This window comes from uncultured Thiodictyon sp. (assembly GCF_903828115.1).
Classification (GTDB): domain Bacteria; phylum Pseudomonadota; class Gammaproteobacteria; order Chromatiales; family Chromatiaceae; genus Thiodictyon.
On record NZ_CAIKKU010000555.1, the window covers coordinates 1 to 17,759 of the forward strand.

The 17,759-nt window shown below is 65.6% G+C and carries 14 protein-coding genes and 3 pseudogenes; 7 read left to right on the forward strand and 10 right to left on the reverse strand.

Features of this window, described 5'->3' with window-relative positions; all coding sequences use genetic code 11:
* Nucleotides 1-109: 109 nt before the first annotated feature.
* Nucleotides 110-1,150, reverse strand: a complete 1,041-nt coding sequence (locus tag QZY48_RS20600) for a substrate-binding domain-containing protein (RefSeq protein ID WP_295434687.1) — start codon at nucleotides 1,148-1,150, stop codon at nucleotides 110-112.
* A 341-nt stretch (nucleotides 1,151-1,491) separates the two neighbouring features.
* Here QZY48_RS20600 and QZY48_RS20605 point away from each other — a divergent pair, with 341 nt between their 5' ends.
* From QZY48_RS20605 to QZY48_RS20615, 4 genes are all read left to right on the forward strand, one after another.
* On the forward strand, nucleotides 1,492-1,851 hold the full coding sequence (locus tag QZY48_RS20605) for a hypothetical protein (RefSeq protein WP_295434688.1): 360 nt from the start codon (nucleotides 1,492-1,494) through the stop codon (nucleotides 1,849-1,851).
* 87 nt (nucleotides 1,852-1,938) lie between these two features.
* Entirely contained in the window at nucleotides 1,939-2,118 is a 180-nt protein-coding gene (locus tag QZY48_RS34925; protein WP_366929740.1) for a hypothetical protein, read from the forward strand.
* Nucleotides 2,060-2,521, forward strand: a complete 462-nt coding sequence (locus QZY48_RS20610; RefSeq protein WP_295434707.1) for an N-6 DNA methylase — start codon at nucleotides 2,060-2,062, stop codon at nucleotides 2,519-2,521. The genes QZY48_RS34925 and QZY48_RS20610 overlap by 59 nt, the downstream gene beginning before the upstream one ends.
* Before the next feature lie 364 nt (nucleotides 2,522-2,885).
* Complete coding sequence (locus QZY48_RS20615) at nucleotides 2,886-4,229, forward strand: restriction endonuclease subunit S (protein ID WP_295434690.1); 1,344 nt, start codon at nucleotides 2,886-2,888, stop codon at nucleotides 4,227-4,229.
* A 649-nt stretch (nucleotides 4,230-4,878) separates the two neighbouring features.
* Here the strand turns inward: QZY48_RS20615 and QZY48_RS20620 are convergent.
* Nucleotides 4,879-5,307 (reverse strand): hypothetical protein, encoded by a 429-nt coding sequence (locus tag QZY48_RS20620; protein ID WP_295434692.1) that lies wholly within the window; start codon nucleotides 5,305-5,307, stop codon nucleotides 4,879-4,881.
* Between the two features lie 290 nt (nucleotides 5,308-5,597).
* Here QZY48_RS20620 and QZY48_RS20625 point away from each other — a divergent pair, with 290 nt between their 5' ends.
* On the forward strand, nucleotides 5,598-6,455 hold the full coding sequence (locus QZY48_RS20625) for a metallophosphoesterase (RefSeq protein WP_295434694.1): 858 nt from the start codon (nucleotides 5,598-5,600) through the stop codon (nucleotides 6,453-6,455).
* A 52-nt stretch (nucleotides 6,456-6,507) separates the two neighbouring features.
* Here the strand turns inward: QZY48_RS20625 and dcd (QZY48_RS20630) are convergent.
* The 3 pseudogenes from dcd (QZY48_RS20630) to dcd (QZY48_RS20640) form a co-directional block, all read right to left on the reverse strand.
* Nucleotides 6,508-6,726 (reverse strand): annotated as a pseudogene (dcd, locus tag QZY48_RS20630) (dCTP deaminase); the annotation flags it as partial.
* 6 nt (nucleotides 6,727-6,732) lie between these two features.
* Nucleotides 6,733-7,884, reverse strand: a pseudogene (locus QZY48_RS20635) (dCTP deaminase); the annotation flags it as partial.
* Nucleotides 7,858-8,208: pseudogene (gene dcd, locus QZY48_RS20640) on the reverse strand (dCTP deaminase); the annotation flags it as partial. The pseudogenes QZY48_RS20635 and dcd (QZY48_RS20640), both read right to left, overlap by 27 nt.
* A 777-nt stretch (nucleotides 8,209-8,985) precedes the next feature.
* Here dcd (QZY48_RS20640) and QZY48_RS20645 point away from each other — a divergent pair.
* The gene (locus QZY48_RS20645; protein WP_295434696.1) at nucleotides 8,986-9,894 is read left to right on the forward strand and encodes a nuclease-related domain-containing protein; all 909 of its coding nucleotides are present in this window, start codon (nucleotides 8,986-8,988) and stop codon (nucleotides 9,892-9,894) included.
* A gap of 27 nt (nucleotides 9,895-9,921) precedes the next feature.
* On the opposite strand, the gene QZY48_RS20650 is transcribed toward QZY48_RS20645, so the two are convergent.
* The 5 genes from QZY48_RS20650 to apbC form a co-directional block, all read right to left on the reverse strand.
* Nucleotides 9,922-10,734: a hypothetical protein gene (locus tag QZY48_RS20650; protein ID WP_295434698.1), complete on the reverse strand. Its 813-nt coding sequence runs from the start codon at nucleotides 10,732-10,734 to the stop codon at nucleotides 9,922-9,924.
* A 3-nt stretch (nucleotides 10,735-10,737) separates the two neighbouring features.
* Nucleotides 10,738-12,039 (reverse strand): AAA family ATPase, encoded by a 1,302-nt coding sequence (locus tag QZY48_RS20655; RefSeq protein WP_295434700.1) that lies wholly within the window; start codon nucleotides 12,037-12,039, stop codon nucleotides 10,738-10,740.
* Between the two features lie 372 nt (nucleotides 12,040-12,411).
* A complete protein-coding gene (locus tag QZY48_RS20660; protein WP_295434709.1) occupies nucleotides 12,412-13,167 on the reverse strand; it encodes a Uma2 family endonuclease in 756 nt (251 codons plus the stop codon).
* 166 nt (nucleotides 13,168-13,333) lie between these two features.
* Nucleotides 13,334-14,137: a Uma2 family endonuclease gene (locus QZY48_RS20665; RefSeq protein ID WP_295434702.1), complete on the reverse strand. Its 804-nt coding sequence runs from the start codon at nucleotides 14,135-14,137 to the stop codon at nucleotides 13,334-13,336.
* 105 nt (nucleotides 14,138-14,242) lie between these two features.
* Nucleotides 14,243-15,466: an iron-sulfur cluster carrier protein ApbC gene (gene apbC / locus QZY48_RS20670; RefSeq protein WP_295434704.1), complete on the reverse strand. Its 1,224-nt coding sequence runs from the start codon at nucleotides 15,464-15,466 to the stop codon at nucleotides 14,243-14,245.
* A 111-nt stretch (nucleotides 15,467-15,577) separates the two neighbouring features.
* On the opposite strand from apbC, the gene metG reads away from it, so the two are divergent.
* The gene (gene metG / locus QZY48_RS20675; RefSeq protein WP_295434706.1) at nucleotides 15,578-17,668 is read left to right on the forward strand and encodes a methionine--tRNA ligase; all 2,091 of its coding nucleotides are present in this window, start codon (nucleotides 15,578-15,580) and stop codon (nucleotides 17,666-17,668) included.
* The last annotated feature ends 91 nt before the right edge of the window (nucleotides 17,669-17,759 follow it).

Below are 17,759 nucleotides of genomic sequence, written 5' to 3' on the forward strand. Positions count from 1 at the left end.
ACCGCGGACCCTACGTAGGGTCCGCGGTGCGGACCGGCCGCCCCACCCACCGTTAGTTATTTGCGTTGTGCCCGGCCTGTGTCGCCTTGGCGGGGGGCTCGATCGTTACTCAATGCGCCGGCTTCGCCATCGGTGTCAGGGCCTTGGCACTCGCCGCCATCGCCTTGCGGTCCGCGTCCGGGAGCGCGATCAGGCCCTTGTCCGCCAGGTAACCATCGGGACCCCAGGCCTTGTCGCTGGTAAACTCGGTCACGTATTGCTTGATCCCGGGGATCGCATCCACATGCCCGTTCTTCACATAGAAATACAGTGAGCGCGAGATGGGATAGGCGGCGCTGGAGATGCTGTCGTAGGTCGGGGCCACACCGCCGACCTTGCTGCCCCGGACCTTGTCCTCGTTCTGCTCCAGGAAGCTGTAACCGAAAACACCGACGGCCTTGGGGTTGGCGACCAGCTTCTGGACAATCAGGTTGTCGTTCTCGCCGGCCTCGATATAGGCCCCGTCTTCACGGACGGCCTGGCACACCGCCTTGTGCCGCTTCTCGTCGGATTTCTTGAGGGCCTTGAGCGCCGGGAAGCTGTTACAGCCGCCTTCCATCGCCAGTTCGGCGAAGGCGTCACGGGTGCCGGAGGTCGGCGGCGGGCCCAGCACCTCGATCTTGGTGGCCGGCAGGGCCGGGTTCACGTCCTTCCAGGTCTTGTTGGGGTTGGGGACCAGGTCACCCTTGTCGTTCGGGACGTCCTTTGCCAGGGCCAGGAAGATGTCTTTGAGGCTCAGGTCCAGCCCCTGGCCGGCCTTGGACTCCGCGAGCACGATGCCGTCGAAGCCGATCCGCACCTCGGTGATCTCCTTGACCCCGTTGCCCACGCAGATCTCGAACTCGGACGCCTTCATCGCGCGCGAGGCGTTGGCGATGTCCGGGGTATCGACCCCGGAGCCGGCACAGAACAGCTTGATGCCGCCGCCGGTCCCGGTGGACTCGACCTTGGGCGTCTTGAAGCCGCCGCGCCCGAAGTTCTCCGCCACCGCGGTGGAGAAGGGGAACACCGTCGAGGAGCCGACGATGTTGATGCTGTCCCGGGCCAGGGCCTGGGCGGACAGGGACGCGGCCGTCAGGGCCAGGACCGCGGCGAGTACTTGCTTGGACATAGGTGTCGCTCGTTGGGGGGTAAGAGGCCAAAGGCGCCCATGGTAGGCGCCCCGTCTTACCCCCGGATGAAGGTCGTGTGACGTTACGGCGAACATCCTAGGCCGCGAAGATGACGGCTTTGTGACAGGAAGCGCAAAATTCATATGGTGCCGGGGTCGGCGGGGCCGCGGCAGGGTGTCGTGAAGATGTCGAGCCCCGCAAGGGTCTGATCTCGGCAGCGGCTCGACCTGGGGCGGGATTGGGCCTAACATCCTGACCAGCCGACGCGCCACACACTTGGGGCCCCGGTCGGCCGCCTTGCTCAACCCCCAAAACGAGACCCCTGGATGTGACAGCGGCGGTGACGACTGGACTGCGCAGCAACTTCGCCCAACTCGAAGCACAAGACGTGCAGCTCCTGCGTCTGGGGTTGCTCGCGGAGCGCTATTTCCCCGCGGACCCCAATACCTCGCTGCTCAAACCCCTGGCTGGCGACCACCGCACGGCCTTGGCGGCGCTCAAGATCACCTGGCAACTCGGGGTCTGGTTCCACCGTACATTCAAGGATCCCGCGTTCAAGTCGGGGCCTTTCATCCCGCCCGCGGCGCCCGCGGCCGAACCGTACGAGGCCGCTGATCTGCGGGCCGAGCTTGAGATTGGCCGCCCTATTCAAGCAGGACGCGGGGCTGGCCCAAGCGGCGCTCGCGTCGGAGCCCTTTGATTACGGCTTCTCATCCGCCGCCACGAGGACACGGACGCCTGGACCGAGGCCCAGCAGCGCAAGCACCGCCGCAACACCTTCTACGGTATGGAGCATGTACAGGACGCCCACCGCCTGGCCCTGATGAACCTCATGCTCCACGGGCTCGACTCCAACCCGGAGGGCGCCGGTATCCGCTCTGCACACCATCCTGCGCCTGCCCACCGGCATCTTCTATGCCCAGGGGGTCAAGACCAATGTGCTTTTCTTCACCCGGGGCACGGATGAGAACAGGTTCGACAAGGGCAATACGCGCGAGACCTGGGTCTATGACCTGCGCGCCAACATGCCCCAATTCGGCAAGCGCACGCTGTTCACGCGCGAGCACTTCGCCGCCTTCGAGTCCGCCTACGGCGACGATCCCCTGGGCGGCCTCGCGGCCCTGGCGCGCCGCGAGGACACGGGCGAGACCGGCCGCTTCCGCCGCTTCACCCGCGAGGAGATCGCCGAGCGCGGTGACAGCCTCGACATCGCCTGGCTCAAGGACGACAGCGACGGCAGCACCGATGCACTGCCGGAACCCGCCGTGCTGGCGGTGGCGGCCATGACCGAACTGGAGGCGGCGATGGATGAACTGCGCGGGATCTTGGCGGAGTTGGGGGAAGACCTGGAAGAGGAGGTGGCGGAATGAATCCGCGAAGAAGAGGTGTCACGCCAAGGCGCCAAGCTCGCCAAGGTATTTCAGCAGGTTGCCGACGTTGTGCCATTGACTCGGTGGGTGATCTGGATACTGGATCCCACGTATTGTATTTCTTGGCGAGCTTGGCGCCTTGGCGTGATCAATTTGCCGATTTCGCGACTTGCTCCAACGCTGGAGTAGGGGAGTCCTGTAGGGTGGATAAGGCGCGCGGCACGGTGCTCGGGATGGGCACGACGCTGAACCGCGCCGCATCCACCGACGCTGCCGCTGGGGTGGATGCGCTGCGCTTATCCCCCCTACGTACTTGGTCCTGCGCCCGAACCTGGGAGCCATGCGTGCTTGGAGGACGCACAGCGTGACCAACTCGGTGCCGACGTCGGTCGAGGTGAGCGCTTTGCCGCAAAGTTGGATAGCGTGCCGTCTCAGCGACGTCGTTGACTATGGCGCGACGCGCAAGGTGGAGCCCAATGCTATTCCAGCCGACGCGTGGGTCCTGGAGCTTGAGGATATCGAAAAAGACACGTCGCGGGTTCTCCAGAGGCTCACGTTCGGGCAGCGCCAATCGAAGAGCACGAAGAATCACTTTGCCGCCGGCGACGTTCTCTATGGGAAGCTCCGACCGTATCTGAATAAGGTCATTCGCGCCGATGAGGGCGGCTTTTGCACGACCGAAATTGTTCCGCTCGCTCCCCCGGAGTGGTTTGAAGGCAGGTACCTGTATTTTTGGCTGAAGCATCCGCGTTTTCTGGAGTACGTCACCGCGGTGAGTCATGGCTTGAACATGCCTCGGCTCGGAACCGACGCAGGACGTGACGCACCGTTCGTGCTCGCCCCGATCAAGGAGCAAGCACGTATTTCCGACAAACTCGACGCGGTCCTCGCGCGGGTGGACGCCTGCCGCGAACGCCTCGACCGGGTGCTGGCTATCCTCAAACGCTTCCGCAAGTCCGTCCTTGCCGCTGCGACTTCGGGCCGGCTCACTGACGACTGGCGAGCTGATCGGGTAACCCAATCAAAGCAAGAGGTTGATCTCGCGGAACCACCGCTCCTTGATCATTTGAGAATACCTGTGACGAAGAGCAAGCGCAGCTCCGGTCAGAGGCTTTATCCTTACTATGGCGCCAACGGTCAGGTCGATTCAGTCGATGAATTTCTCTTTGACGACGATCTTGTGCTCGTTACTGAGGATGAGACATTCTACGGTCGAGAAAAGCCGATCGCATATAGGGTGGCAGGCCGGTGCTGGGTCAATAATCATGCCCACGTTCTTCGTCCCTCGGCTCGCTTGGAAGCAGATTACCTGTGCTGCTGTCTGATGTATTACGACGTGCTGCCTTGGCTGACGGGAACAACGGGCCGCGCAAAGCTGACGCAGGCCGTGTTAAATGCGCTTCCCATCGCTGTCCCTCCGAGTGATGAACTGACAGAAATCATCCGCCGCGTCGAATCCCTCTTCGCCTACGCCGACCGCCTGGAGGCGAGCTATAAGGCCGCCCGCGCTCAAGTCGACCGCCTCACCCCCGCCCTGCTCGCCAAGGCCTTCCGCGGCGAGTTGGTGCCCCAGGACCCGAACGACGAACCCGCGAGCCTGTTGCTCGAACGCATCCGTGCCGGCCGTGCGGCCGAACCCGCCAAGACCAGGCAGCGCAAGGGCGGTGGCGCTGCGAACAAGGCCCGGAAGGGCATTGCCCCCGGTTGACCGCGGTATCGGGTCGCACGATGTGGCTTCGATGATGGTTCCGGCCATCCCGCGAGTCGGGAGGTCTTTGGTCCGCGCAGCGGACCCTACGGGAGGGCGGTCTCGATCTTGATTGTGGCCACTCCAGGTGACATCCGTCGCGGTCGGGGGCCGCTCCTACGCCCGTAGGAGCGGCCCCCCGGCCGCGACGGGTTGCCCACAAGGGCTGGTGGCCGGATTATGAACGAAGGCGCCTCTGTTCCCGTAGGGTCCGCTGTGCGGACCGAGCCCCTCGCGGATAGGATGATCAAGGCCCACGACGCCAATGCGACCGCTGGACTTGAGCCCCGAAGGGGCGTTACATACCAGCCCTGGGGAATCGGGCCCATCAGCCCTGAAAGGGCGTGACATGGCGGCCCGCGCGCTCCGGCGTTTATGTCACGCCCTTTCAGGGCTGCGCCCTTCTCATCCGCTCACCCAGGGCGCTGCCCTGGGCTGGTATGTGTGACCCCGTTGGGGTCACGACGCAACGTGAATGCCTGAGCCGCAGACATTTCCCAGGAGGCACCATGCCGATCAAATCGATGACTGGAGACCTGCTGCGGCAGGACGACGTGGACGCCATCGTCAACACGGTGAACTGCGTCGGCGTGATGGGCAAGGGTATTGCTCACTCGGTCTTGCCCTTGGCGCCCTTCCCCGCCGCGCCCTTCGCCTTGGTCCGCCCGAGTGAGCGGATCAGGCTCATGGTGGCGGTGAAGAAGTCGTCGCCGGGGCGGGCCTGGCAACGGGCGTGGATGCTGGTGAGGGCGGCGTCCAGTTCGGCACCGGCCAGGACATCGGCGGCCGTGGCCAGATTCAGACCGGTGACGAACCCGGCCAACCACTCGCGGTAGCGCAGATACTCGGCCCCGCTGACCGCCGCGGGCGCCGCGTCGCCCGGAGCGGCGGCCAGGAACTCGCGGCAGGGCTTGACGCCGTAGCCCCAGAGGGCCGGGCCGGCGCCCGCCGCGCCACTGCACAGGCCCAGACCCAGCGCGAGGGCGGCGAGGCAGGGCGCGCGCGGGCGGGTGCCGCGGGGAGTTTGCAAAGGGGCCATGTCATGCTTCCTGTGAGACGGGGATGGGGCGAGACGTTACCATGGGGCGATTTTACCGGCGATCCGGGGCGTCCCTCCAGGCGCGTGTCGATGGGCGCCGGACCGCGTTTCCCGCGGGTCAAGGCGCAGGACTGTTATCGGACGGGTAGCGCCTTCATCTTCGAGCTTACGCCGCCGCGATCACCGCACCGGCGTCGGCAACTGCGCTTCGCGGCACTCGCCTTGCCCCCTGGGTTCGGTCTACCTTGGCCCCGGCCCGATCCGTCCGCAACCTGGCGCCATTGATATCCGTGTCGACTGTCGAACAGATTGATCTAAGCTGTCACCCGGGCCGCGTCTTCGTGCTCGGCGACCTGCACGGCATGGCCCATGCGCTGGAGCGGCTCCTGGACCTGGCCGGCTTCGACCGGGCCCGTGACCTGGTCTGGTCCCTGGGCGACCTGATCGACCGCGGACCCTACTCACAACGCTGTCTTGAGCTGCTGGACGAGCCCTGGTTTCGGGCCATCCGCGGCAACCACGAGCAACTCCTGCTCGATGCCGCCGACGACCGTGACGCCTGGCTCCAATGGACGGTCAACGGGGGGGATTGGTCCTTGGACTATGCCTGGGACGACCCGGCGCTGCGCGCCCGGCTCGCGGCCCTGCCGTGGGCCTGCGAGTTGACGACCCGGGTGGGGCGGATCGGCCTGGTCCACGCGGACGTAGATCGCACCTGCGATTGGCCGCGGCTGCTGGCGGCGCTGGCGGCGGATCGGGGGCTGGCCCGTCAAACGGCCCTGTGGTCGCGCAGCAGCGCCAATCAGGCGATGCGCGGGCTGCCCGGCCGGCAGGTGCCCGGGGTCGATCTGGTCCTGGTCGGTCACACCATTATGACCCGGTGTTTCCCGTGGGGAAATCTGTGGTTCATGGACTCGGGCGCGGTGGTCACCGATGACCCCAGCGCCGCCTTGTCCATGCTGGAGGTCCATCCGACCCTCAAGCTGTGGTCGCTGCCCACCGCCCGCGACCCCGTGACCTCCCAGTGGTGGTCGGGGCAAATGGACCGGGTCGCCGCCGCCCAGGCGCGGCGATCGTTAAGATGCGGCGCCCCCGCCCCCGGATCGGTTCCTGGTGATCAGGATGCCGATCAGGCCCGCCCGCCGTAGGGTCCGCTGTGCGGACCACCGACCGCGCACCTCACGCGGCGCGACCGCCGCGCTAAGACTTCGGCAGCGTCACCCCGCGCTGGCCCTGATACTTGCCGGCGCGATCCCGATACGAGGTCTCGCACACCTCATCGGACTCGAAGAACAGGATCTGCGCCACCCCTTCATTGGCGTAGATCTTGGCCGGCAGGGTGGTGGTATTGGAGAACTCCAGGGTCACATGGCCTTCCCATTCGGGTTCCAAGGGCGTTACGTTTACGATAATGCCGCAATTGCTGACGAATACCCCCGCGGCCAGGGCGAAGTTGCCTGTCTCAGGCACGGTCAGGCAGTAAACGTCATGATCGCCGGGTTGTTCCCGAATGCTGACGACCTTGTGATTCCGTCTTGGTGATGCCAGCCCTCTGAAGGCCGCAATGGCTTCGGGAAAGCGTCGAAATACGGTGCGATCACAGTCCAGGAGTCGCGCTGCGCCGCGGATAGAGCCGGTGCGATGCAATGCCTCTTGCACCAGGTCTACGGTGATCTCGCTCCGTAAATTGATCTGTCGAGCGTGCTGCGCCTGCGCTGCCCGACGGCTGCCATCGTCCCGCGCCCACGCCCGGCTTGAAATTTCCCCACTGAGTTGCCGCGCCAGGGGGTTTGTGTAATAGCGCAGCATGGCATCGCGTTGGATTTGCCGCCGCTCGTCATTCCAGTTTGCCAGGTGCTTCTGACGTAGCAGATTGCGCGCATCCGCATAGCGGTCCTCGTCCCAGAACTGCTGCGCTCGGGTGCGCTGGACCTCGCTCAGGTGCTCTTTCCAGCCCGGCTCCTGTCGCAGCCGCTCGAATGCCTCACGAATCGACTGGCTGTGCTCCCCGGGGTCGAAGTCCTCGCCATAATTCTCCGCATTGTGCAGGCGGATATGGTCTGCCGCCGGAAGGCGCTCGATATTCCAGGGCAGGTTATTGAGGCGGTTGAAATCCTTATGGTGGCGGTGGGTCCCGGGTAAGTCCGGATAGATGCCGTTGCGCAGGTTCCATTCATCCGCGAGCCGATGTGTCGGATACAGATGTCCATTTGACGGCTGATACAGCACTTCATAGCCGCGCACCAACTGACGGTACAGGGGCATCAAGGAATCGCCGGGACGCAACTGATGGGCCGGCAGGAGGCGGCCATCACGCAGCACCATCTCATGGTCGGGCGTGCAACGGATGACCTCATCATTGTCCAGCCTGACCTCGAGCAAGGCGTCGCGGCCGATATAGCGGGGCGCGTCGAGCAGGCTGACCGTGATGCGGCCGAACTGCCCTACGCTGTAGCCCCAAAACAGTTCCCCCTGTTCCGCCCGGGTCGCCATCTCTTCCAGGGTCGGGATCGAGCCGTCCGCCAGCGCTACCCGGGTATCCCCGCTGAAACAGCGTGCATAGGTGCTCTTGCCCAGGCAGATGACCAGCACATTGCGTGGGATACGAAAATACTCCACGGTCCGCGCCAGGGCGAATGAGTTGGGCGGAATGATGCAGACATCCGACTTCAAATCCACGAAGCTGTTGGAATCGAAGTTCTTGGGGTCGACAATGGCCGAATTGATGTTGGTGAAGATCTTGAACTCATCGGCGCAGCGCACGTCGTAGCCGTAGCTTGAGGTGCCGTAGGAGATCAGGCGCCCGGTCTCGCCCTCGCGCACCTGTCCGGGCTCGAAGGGCTCGATCATGCCGTGTGCGGCGGCCATGCGGCGGATCCAACGGTCGGACTTGATGGTCATCAGGGCTGCTCGTGCGTGCGAAACAACGTACAAGGTTACAACGACTCGCGCCACGCGGCAAAATCCGGCCTACGGAGCCTGAGTTCATCGCGTCCGGCAGGCGCGCACGGCGGCGAGCGGCGCACGCCGCCAGGTTCGTAGCGATCACCCTCGCGCAGCTGATCGGCATGGAAATGCCCGGTTCAAACCTGACGGCGGAGAGTATTCTAACGCCTGGTGTCGGCTTGGGTGGTGCCCTGGGCTCCTTCGCGCTAACCTTAAGGCCCGCAAGCGATCACGTCCAACCTGGGGGCGCGGCGCCACGCGCGCGACCCGCAGCCCCGCGTCGCCGGGTAAGCACTTCAACGCGACCGATAACCCTGGAGGGTCCCCATGACCGCCCCGATCAAGGAAAAGCACCTGGACCTGCTCCAGGGCGTCATCAACCTGTGGAGCGGCGGGGCGATGACGCCGGCCCCGCGCTGACGGGCTGCCGCACCACACGAGGGTTCGCCTCCGGACTGGCATGGGCTGGCTGCTTTGCGGCGGCTCCTGTCGGGACGCGGTGACCCAATCGCGCGCGATCGAAGGACGATGAGGCGTTCTGCCGGTCGGCGAGCGCATCCGCCGCTTCACGGACCGCCACGCCGGCGGTATGCTGGAGCAAGTCAACACCAGGCTGATCCCTCGCGACCGCCCCACCCGGGCGGCGGACAACGTCGCCGTGGTCCGTCGCCTGAGCGTCGGAGCATCGTCCGCAGGCCAATCACTTCCACCCTTTGGACGATCCCCGCCGCCATGCAATCGCTGATCCCCCTGGCCATCATCGCGCTCGCCCTGGTGCCCATGTTTCTACTGGTTGGCGCCGTTTGGGCCTGGAGACGGATGGAGCGCCGTCGCAAGCGCCGCTCGCCTCTGACAACTGAGCTCTTGCGCCCACCCGGCTTCAGCCTGTCCGAGCGAATCGATGACTTGCGCCTCGACCTGGATGGCTATGCCATCGCCGCCTTGATTGCCCCCCTGGTGCTGCTGGCAACGTTCCTATTGCAGGAGCGACTTGGGCGCCATTTCCATTTGGCGACGACCGGGGTCATTGCCGGCGGCGCATTGATCCTGGGGTTGGCCTTCGTGACGCAGCGCGTGCTCCGCCTGCTCGGGCTCATCCGGAGCCACCGCGAGGGCCGCGACGGTGAATGGGCCACCGCCCAACTATTGGAGCCCGTCATCGCCGGCGGCGGGCGCGTCCTGCACGACATCCAGGCGCCGGGTTTCAACATCGACCACGTCGTCATCGCCCCCGGCGGCGTCTTCGCCATCGAGACCAAGCATCGGCTGAAGCCCACCACCGGCGACGGCAAGGCCGATGCCAAGGTCAACTTCGACGGCAAGGCCCTGCGCTTTCCCGACTGGACCGATACCACCACCGCGGTTCAGGCCGCCGCCCAGGCGCGCTGGCTATCGGAGATCCTGACCCGCGCCACCGGCCTGCCGGTGAAGGCCCGGCCGATCATCGCCTTGCCGGGTTGGTATGTGACATGGACCGAACGCTCCGAGGTCCTCGCCATCAACCCCAAGGCCTGCGGCTTCATGCTCAAACCCCTCGCCGGCCAGCCACCCCTCGCCCCCGACACCATCCGGCGTATCGCCTATCAGGTCGAACAACTCTGCCGCCTGCCGGACCCGAATCAGGCCGCCGGTAAGCAGTAGTGCGAGCGCGCGAGGGGTTACACTGACTCAAAAGGACTCGGCGGCTTCGGGCGCGCTGCGGAACAGCCCTGCGAGTTCGGGGAGATGTGTATGCTGTCGTTTCATCTCGTACCAGACGGTGGCGTGCGGCGCACTGCGGAAACCGCGCTTAAGGCGCGCGAGTTCGCGGGGCGAGGCACCCGAGTCGCGGTGGTGGATATACTCGTGCAGGCGTGCTCGATAGCCCCGGAACGCATCCTCCCGGGCCTTTACCAAGTAGTCGCGGGCATTGAGTCGCAGTACGTCGATGGTGTAGACGGCACGCCGATACGCGACAGGCCCTAAATCCGGAAACGGTGTAAGTTCAAAGGTCTCGCGCAGGTCCAGCATCAGATAGTTCAACGGGTCCTCGTGCCGCGGATCGATGAGTGCGGGTGTACCCGACGTTGGCGGGAGGATCGGGGCTCCGCACGGACGGCAAACATCGACGATGCGCTCGGTCTTGGGTTGGATGACCGCAAACCGATTGTTTTTCGGGCCGTTACAGGGGCCGCAGGCGTATAGATAATTGCGCCAGGCGAAGGTCAGCTCGGGATAGAGGTCCTTTGGTCTATGGTGCTCTATCTCGTCGGCTGGGGCGTCCTCGCAATACATGCAGCGACGATTGCCGCTGCACATCTCGGTGAGCTTGTCACGGACCGCCTTAAAGGTGGGATTGTCCAATCTGTTGCGCGACCTGAATTTCGACTGGGCGGCGGCGACTTGGGCGGGGTAGTCGCCCGCTTGATCGACCGCATTCTGATACTGCGCCAAAGACGCCTGGGCGTTCTGCGGAAGCCTTCCGTTGCGGATCTTGATCATGGCTCAATCGACGCTTGCGGCGGCGGTCGGCATGGCGGCGCGCAACGCTTCCTGCTCATTGCGCTCGGACTCGTCCAAGCCCTTGACCAGCTCTTTGTTGTTCAATAGGGCAAGTCGGCCGCGCATTGCCTGAGAGGTCGGCGAGCGGGTCGTGGCTGCTTCCTCGCCGAAGGCGTCGGTACCGTAGGCGTCGAGTACGTTCCCGTAGACCACGCGCTTAAGCTCAGTACCTTCCAACAGTCGGGGCTGGTCGTCCGTTCCCGAGCGGGGCAAGAGCAGGATCGAGCCGTGCTCGGCCGCATGGCAAATCAGTGGGCTGTGGGTCGAGACGATGAACTGGATGTTCGGGAAGTGCTCGGTCAGCCAATAGCCGATACGCTTTTGCCAGGTGGGGTGTAGATGGGCGTCGATCTCGTCGATCAATACGACGCCAGGAGCAATCACCCGCGAGTCGTGTTCCGGATCGAAAACCCAATCCCAGCCAAAGGCTAAAGCGAGCTGAAAGACCAGATCGAAGACGATGCTCAGGATAGAGCGATAACCGTCGCTGAGTTCGTTGATCGGCAGGGGCACGCCGGAGGCATCCCGGAATTCTATCCGATCGGGCGTTACGTCTTTCAGCCTCACGCCGGACGGCAGCAGTCCGGCGTCGTTGACGAGCCCGATGAAGCGATCTAGCAGCAGTCGAAAATGCTCCTTCAGCGGAATCTCGAGCTTGCAGATACGCCACCAGCTCAGCGAATCCACCAAAGTATAGCCGTCGTCGAACAGTGACAGATGACGCGTCAGCCGCCGCAGCGTTTCCGAGAAGGTGGATTCGGCCGTGCTGCTGCCGCCCGAAAAGCGGCGAAAAGCCCCGTAAGATGCAGAGAATCCGAAGCAACCACCGATCTCGTCTCCCCAGAGATTCGCCGCTGCGCCTGTTCCGTCGGTCGGCCAAACCATTGCGACGCTTTTCGCATTATCCGCAGACCGTTTCAGTTCCAGAATGAAGGGGTGCGGCTTTGTGGGGGGAGGCATTCCTCGAAACGAGGCAAATTGGTCGATTTCGTCGTTCCATTCGAGAACTAACCGGATCTCGCCCGACTCCGATCCGTAGCTCAACCAAGTGTCCCAAGCCTGTCGCAGTCCGTACGATTCGCGTGGTCCCAGTAATGCGGCGGCAATGGCCTTGAGGACGGTCGATTTCCCGGACCCATTATCGCCCAACACCACATGCCAGCCCTTGGCCCGGTCTTGGGGGAAATCCCAGGTCAATTCGCGAATCGACTTGATGTTCTTGATGTGAATCTGGCGGATGTGCATGACTCTGACCTCTACGGAAGGGATACGCTACAGCGTCCAGTGGTGATCTTCGGTGCCCGCAGTCGGCATCCGCGCAGACTGGTCGTTGGCCCCATGCTCGCCGTGTTCGCGCGCCGGGATCACCTCCAGTTCTGTGTCCGGGACTGTCTTGGCCAGGTAGATCAGACCATTCCGGCGGGCGGGTCCGGTGGTGTCGGCTGCGCGCTGGAATCGCGGGCATGGCGCTTGTCGGCCGGTTGGAGAGTGGCTTTCAGTCGCGCTGTGTGGCAGCGGCGATCCGCGACCCTGCGGCAGTTTGCGAGGCCCCGTCGCGGCTGAAGCCGCTCCCACAGCGTCGCTGCGCGACCTGTTGGGTCGGCCCCCGGGCACGCTTCAGTCGAACAGGCGGGCCGGGTCGGTGATCCGCGCGGCGGCCAGCAGCCAGGTCTTGAGTTGGTCCAGGTCGCGGCAGGCGGCGATGCGTTGGCGGACCTCGGCCGAGACCGCCAGTCCGCGGTCCTCGAGCAGGGCCAGGATGGATTCGGCCATGCCCTCGGCCCGCACTGCGTCCAGCCCGTCGTAGCCTGCCCGTTGCAGCAGGTTCCGCAGCACGGCACGATCGGCTGCCGCCCGGTCGAACAGTGCGTTCACGGGGATCGGGTTGCGCAGGATGCCGGGGGCCTCCAGGTCGTCCCCACTGCCGTAGACCTGCATCGGTTGGCCGGGGCGGTGGACCTCGACCCGGCGCGGACCAATGAGCCGAACCACCCAGACATGGCTGGACCCGCCCGCGAGCAGTTCGCCGATCTTCACCCGCAGGTCCGGCTCGTCCTGGCCGACGCCCGCATACTCCACCGCGAGCGGCGGCGCGCCCTCGCGCCACCCGCGCGCCTGCGTCGGGGCCGCGACCGCAACGTCCGGCGCGCGCAAGGTCCCCGGCGTCGGTGAAAACCCCGCATCGACGCCAGCCCACTCAACGTCCGGGTCGCTGGCGATGACCGCCGCCCCCGTCAGGCTCCGGTTGGCGTGTTCGGGGCCGGCGGGTGCGCAATAGATCGGGTGACCGTTGGACAACTCGTAGCGGTCCCCGTCGTGCAACTGATCGGCCCGGAAGGGGCCGGACGCCGGTTTGGAGTCGGACTTGCCCATGAGGAGATGGCCTTGCGGATGGATTGACAAGGGGCGCCCGGCGGGGCAGCCGATGGCGACAGTGTAGACGAGATCCAAGGCTGAAGCCTTGGACTCCAGATGCGGATCGATTTGTCGGCGGGTCGGGTCGCTGATGCGCAGCACGATCCAGCGCCTCCGGCGCGCCTCAGTCGAACAGGCGGGCCGGGTCGGTGATCCGCGCGGCGGCCAGCAGCCAGGTCTTGAGCTGGTCCGGGTCGCGGCAGGCGGCGATGCGTTGGCGGGCCGCGGCCGAGATCGCCAGTCCGCGGTCCTCGAGCAGGGCCAGGATGGACTCGGCGATGTCCTCGCCGCGCCCCTCGACACGTCCCTCATCACGCCCCTCATCACGCCCCTCGGCCCGTACCGCCTCCAAGCCGTCATACCCCGCCCGCTGGAGCAAGTTCCGCAAGACGGCACGGTCGGCCGCGGCCCGGTCGTACAGTGCGTCCACGGGGATCGGGTTGCGCAGGATGCCGGGGGCCGTGAGGTCGTCCCCGCTGCCGCAGACCTGCATCGGTTGGCCGGGGCGGTGGACCTCGACCCGGCGCGGACCGATGAGCCGAACCACCCAGACATAGCTGGACCCGCCCGCGAGCAGTTCGCCGATCTTCACCCGTAGGTCCGGCTCGTCCTGGCCGACGCCCGCATATTCCACCGCGAGCGGTGGCGCGCCCTCGCGCCAGCCGCGCGCCGCGGTCGGGGCCGCGACCGCGACATCGGGGGCACGGAGCGTTTCCGGCGTCACCGAAAATCCCACATCGACGCCGGCCCACTCCACGTCCGGATCGCTCGCGATGACCGCGGCGCCCGTCAGGCTCCGGCTGCCGCGTTCGGGGCCCGCGGGTACGCAGTAGATCGGGTGACCGTTGGACAACTCGTAGCGGTCCCCGTCGTGCAACTGATCGGCCCGGAAGGGGCCGGACGCCGGTTTGGAGTCGGACTCGCCCATGAGGAAATGGCCTCGTGGATGGATTGAAAAAGGGCGCTCGGCGGGGCGGCTGGAATGGAGCGGGGGCGTCCCGCCCCCGCGCGGGGCGGGACGCCCCGCCACCGATCAGTTGTTCTGAATGACGATCCTGGGGAACTTGGCCGCATAGTCCTTGGTCTGGAGCGACAGCTTGGCCGCGGTGCGGCGCGCGATCTCGCGATAGATGGCGGTGATGCGCGAGTCGGGCTGGGCGACGACCGTGGGGCGGCCGTTGTCGGTCTCCTCGCGGATATGGATGTCGAGCGGCAGTGAGCCCAGCAGATCGATGCCGTATTGATCGGCCATGCTCTGGCCGCCGCCGGAGCCGAAGATGAACTCCTCGTGGCCGCACTTGGAGCAGATGTGGGTGGACATGTTCTCCACGATGCCGAGCACCGGGACCTCGACCTTCTGGAACATCTTAAGCCCCTTGCGGGCGTCCAAGAGCGCGATGTCCTGGGGCGTGGTGACGATCACGGCGCCGGACACGGGCACCTTCTGGGCCAGGGTCAACTGGGTGTCGCCGGTGCCCGGGGGCAGGTCGATGATGAGATAGTCCAGTTCCGTCCAGTTGGTGTCGTTCAGGAGTTGCTCCAGGGCCTGGGTGACCATGGGGCCGCGCCAGATCATCGGCGTCTCCTCGTCGATGAGGAAGCCGATGGACATGGCCTGGAGTTCGTAGGCGACCATGGGTTGCAGGCTGTTGTCGCCCGTCAGTTCGGGCTTGCCGGTGATGCCCAACATGCGCGGCTGCGAGGGTCCGTAGATGTCGGCGTCCAGGAGTCCGACCCGCGCCCCCTCGGCAACCAGGGCGAGTGCCAGATTGACCGCCGTGGTGGACTTGCCGACCCCGCCCTTGCCGGAGGCCACGGCGATGATGTTCTTCACATTGTCGATGGGCTTGAGCGACTTCTGGACCGAGTGGGCGATGATCTTCCAGCCCACCTCGACCTGGGCCTGCGCGACCCCGGGGACGGTCAGCACCCGCGCCTTGACGGCCTCGGCCAGGGACTCCTGGATGCCGCGGGCGGGGAAGCCCAGGACCACCGTGACCTTGACCTGGTCGCCCTCGATCGCGATCCCCTTGACGCACCCGGCGGTGATCAGGTCGCGCTGGAGGTGGGGCTCGACGTAGCCCTTGATGGCCGCCTCGACCAGTTCTTTCGTTACTTCAGCCACATTCTGCTCCTGGTACGACTGGGCACCGGCAGGGCCGGCGCTGGATAGGGGTGGGCGTGGCGCGCCTGACAGAGGCCCAGCCGATCGCCGCTCGCAAGGCCCGGAAGTTTGTCCCGAAGCGCACCAAATCAACCTGTGATGTGAGAACGCAACGGCCTTGCCGTCGTTGGTCCGTCCGCCCCCCCGTGAGATACTTGAAAACTTTGCCCTGCCCGCCCCAGCACGCCCTTAGAGAGCCCGCCCATGAGCGACCCCCGCGAGATCCTGATCACCAGTGCGCTGCCCTACGCCAACGGCCCCATCCATATCGGCCACCTGGTGGAGTACATCCAGACCGACATCTGGGCGCGCTTCCAGCGGATGCGCGGGCACCGGTGCTGGTATGTGTGCGCGGACGACGCCCACGGCACCCCCATCATGCTCAAGGCGCGCCAGGAGGGCATCAGCCCGGAGGCCCTGATCGCGCGGGTCAGCGAAGAGCACCAGGCGGACTTCGCCGCCTTCCGGGTCGCCTTCGACAACTATCACTCCACCCACTCCGATGAGAATCGCCACTACGCGAGCCTCATCTACGAGCGCAACCGCGACGCCGGCCACATCGCCCGGCGCACCATCACCCAGGCCTATGACCCGGTCGAGCAGATGTTCCTGCCGGACCGCTTCATCAAGGGTGAGTGCCCCAAGTGCGGTGCGCCGGACCAGTACGGCGACAACTGCGAGGCGTGCGGGGCGAGCTATTCTCCCAACGAGCTGAAGAACCCGCGCTCGGCGGTCTCCGGGGCGGTGCCGGAGCAGCGCGAGTCCGACCACTATTTCTTCAAGCTCGCCGACTTCGACGAAATGCTGAAGGCCTGGACGGGCGGCGGCAGCCTCCAGAAGGAGGTCGCCAACAAGCTCGGGGAGTGGTTCGACTCCGGGCTCCAGGAGTGGGACATCTCGCGCGACGCGCCTTATTTCGGCTTCGAGATCCCGGACCACCCGGGCAAGTTTTTCTATGTCTGGCTCGACGCCCCCATCGGCTACATGGCGAGCTTCCGGAACCTCTGCGACAGCCCCAAGGGGCAGGCGGCCGGGCTCGACTTCGACCGCTTCTGGTCCAGGGACTCCAAGGCCGAGCTGTACCACTTCATCGGCAAGGACATCATCTATTTCCATGCACTGTTCTGGCCGGCGATGCTCCACGGGGCGGGCTTTCGGGTCCCCAGTGCCATCTTCGCCCACGGCTTTCTCACCGTGGACGGGAGCAAGATGTCCAAGTCGCGCGGCACCTTCATCAAGGCGCGGACTTACCTGGACCATCTCAACCCCGAGTATCTGCGCTACTACTTCGCCGCCAAGCTCGGCAGCGGGGTGGACGATATCGATCTGAGCCTGGAGGACTTCGCGTTCCGGGTGAACGCGGACCTGGTGGGCAAGGTGGTCAATATCGCCAGCCGCTGCGCCGGCTTCATCACCAAGCGCTTCGCCGGGCGCCTGTCGGCGGCCCTCCCGCACCGGTTCGCGTTCGATCAGTTCGTCGCGGCTGGCGCATCCATCGGGGAGGCCTACGAGCGGCGCGAGTACAGCCGGGCGGTGCGGGAAATCATGTTCGTGGCCGACCAGGCCAACCAGTATATCGACGCACGAGCCCCTTGGACGGTGGCCAAACAGCCAGGGTGCGAGGCCGAACTCCAGGACATCTGCACCCAGGGACTCAATCTCTTCCGCCTCCTGATCGGCTGGCTCAAGCCCATCCTGCCCGGGACCGCGACCGACTCCGAGGCCTTCCTCCAGGTCCCGCCGCTGACCTGGGCGGACCTGGACCGGCCGCTCCTGGACCACCTGATCGCCCCCTTCAAGCCGCTGATGACCCGGGTCGAGCCGGCCCAAGTCGCGGCGCTGCTCGAGGCGTCCAAGGAAGACCTGACAGGAGCCGGGGCGTCCCGCCCCGGCGCAAGCGCAGACGAGACCCCTCCCGCCGCCGACCAGACCGACACCAGTGCTCACTTGGCGCGTGATCCGCTGGCCCCGACCATCGACTTCGACACCTTCGCCAAGGTCGACCTGCGGGTGGCGCGCATCGTCGCCGCGGATCGGGTGGACGGGGCGGACAAGCTCCTCGCCTTGCGCCTCGATCTGGGCGGTGAAACCCGCCAGGTCTTCGCCGGCATCCGGGCCGCCTACGACCCCGCTGCGTTGGTCGGGCGCCTCACCGTCATGGTCGCCAACCTGGCCCCGCGCAAGATGCGCTTCGGCGTCTCCGAGGGCATGGTCCTGGCCGCCGGACCGGGCGGGGCGGATATCTTTATCCTGACGCCCGACGACGGGGCGGAGCCGGGGATGAAGGTCAAATAGCGTTACTCGGTCCGGCGTGCGGACCAACTAAACACAAACACGATCGTTGTCGTTGTCGTTGTCGTACTCGTGGTCGGATTATTCGATTACG

Coding starts and splice junctions, on each gene's coding strand:
- QZY48_RS20655 (WP_295434700.1), bottom strand. CDS start 12,039: ATGCACATCCGCCAGATTCACATCAAGAACATCAAGTCGATTCGCGAA.
- QZY48_RS20620 (WP_295434692.1), bottom strand. CDS start 5,307: ATGGCCCCTTTGCAAACTCCCCGCGGCACCCGCCCGCGCGCGCCCTGC.
- QZY48_RS20665 (WP_295434702.1), bottom strand. CDS start 14,137: ATGGGCGAGTCCGACTCCAAACCGGCGTCCGGCCCCTTCCGGGCCGAT.
- QZY48_RS20660 (WP_295434709.1), bottom strand. CDS start 13,167: ATGGGCAAGTCCGACTCCAAACCGGCGTCCGGCCCCTTCCGGGCCGAT.
- QZY48_RS20645 (WP_295434696.1), top strand. CDS start 8,986: ATGCAATCGCTGATCCCCCTGGCCATCATCGCGCTCGCCCTGGTGCCC.
- QZY48_RS20600 (WP_295434687.1), bottom strand. CDS start 1,150: ATGTCCAAGCAAGTACTCGCCGCGGTCCTGGCCCTGACGGCCGCGTCC.
- metG (WP_295434706.1), top strand. CDS start 15,578: ATGAGCGACCCCCGCGAGATCCTGATCACCAGTGCGCTGCCCTACGCC.
- QZY48_RS34925 (WP_366929740.1), top strand. CDS start 1,939: ATGGAGCATGTACAGGACGCCCACCGCCTGGCCCTGATGAACCTCATG.
- QZY48_RS20650 (WP_295434698.1), bottom strand. CDS start 10,734: ATGATCAAGATCCGCAACGGAAGGCTTCCGCAGAACGCCCAGGCGTCT.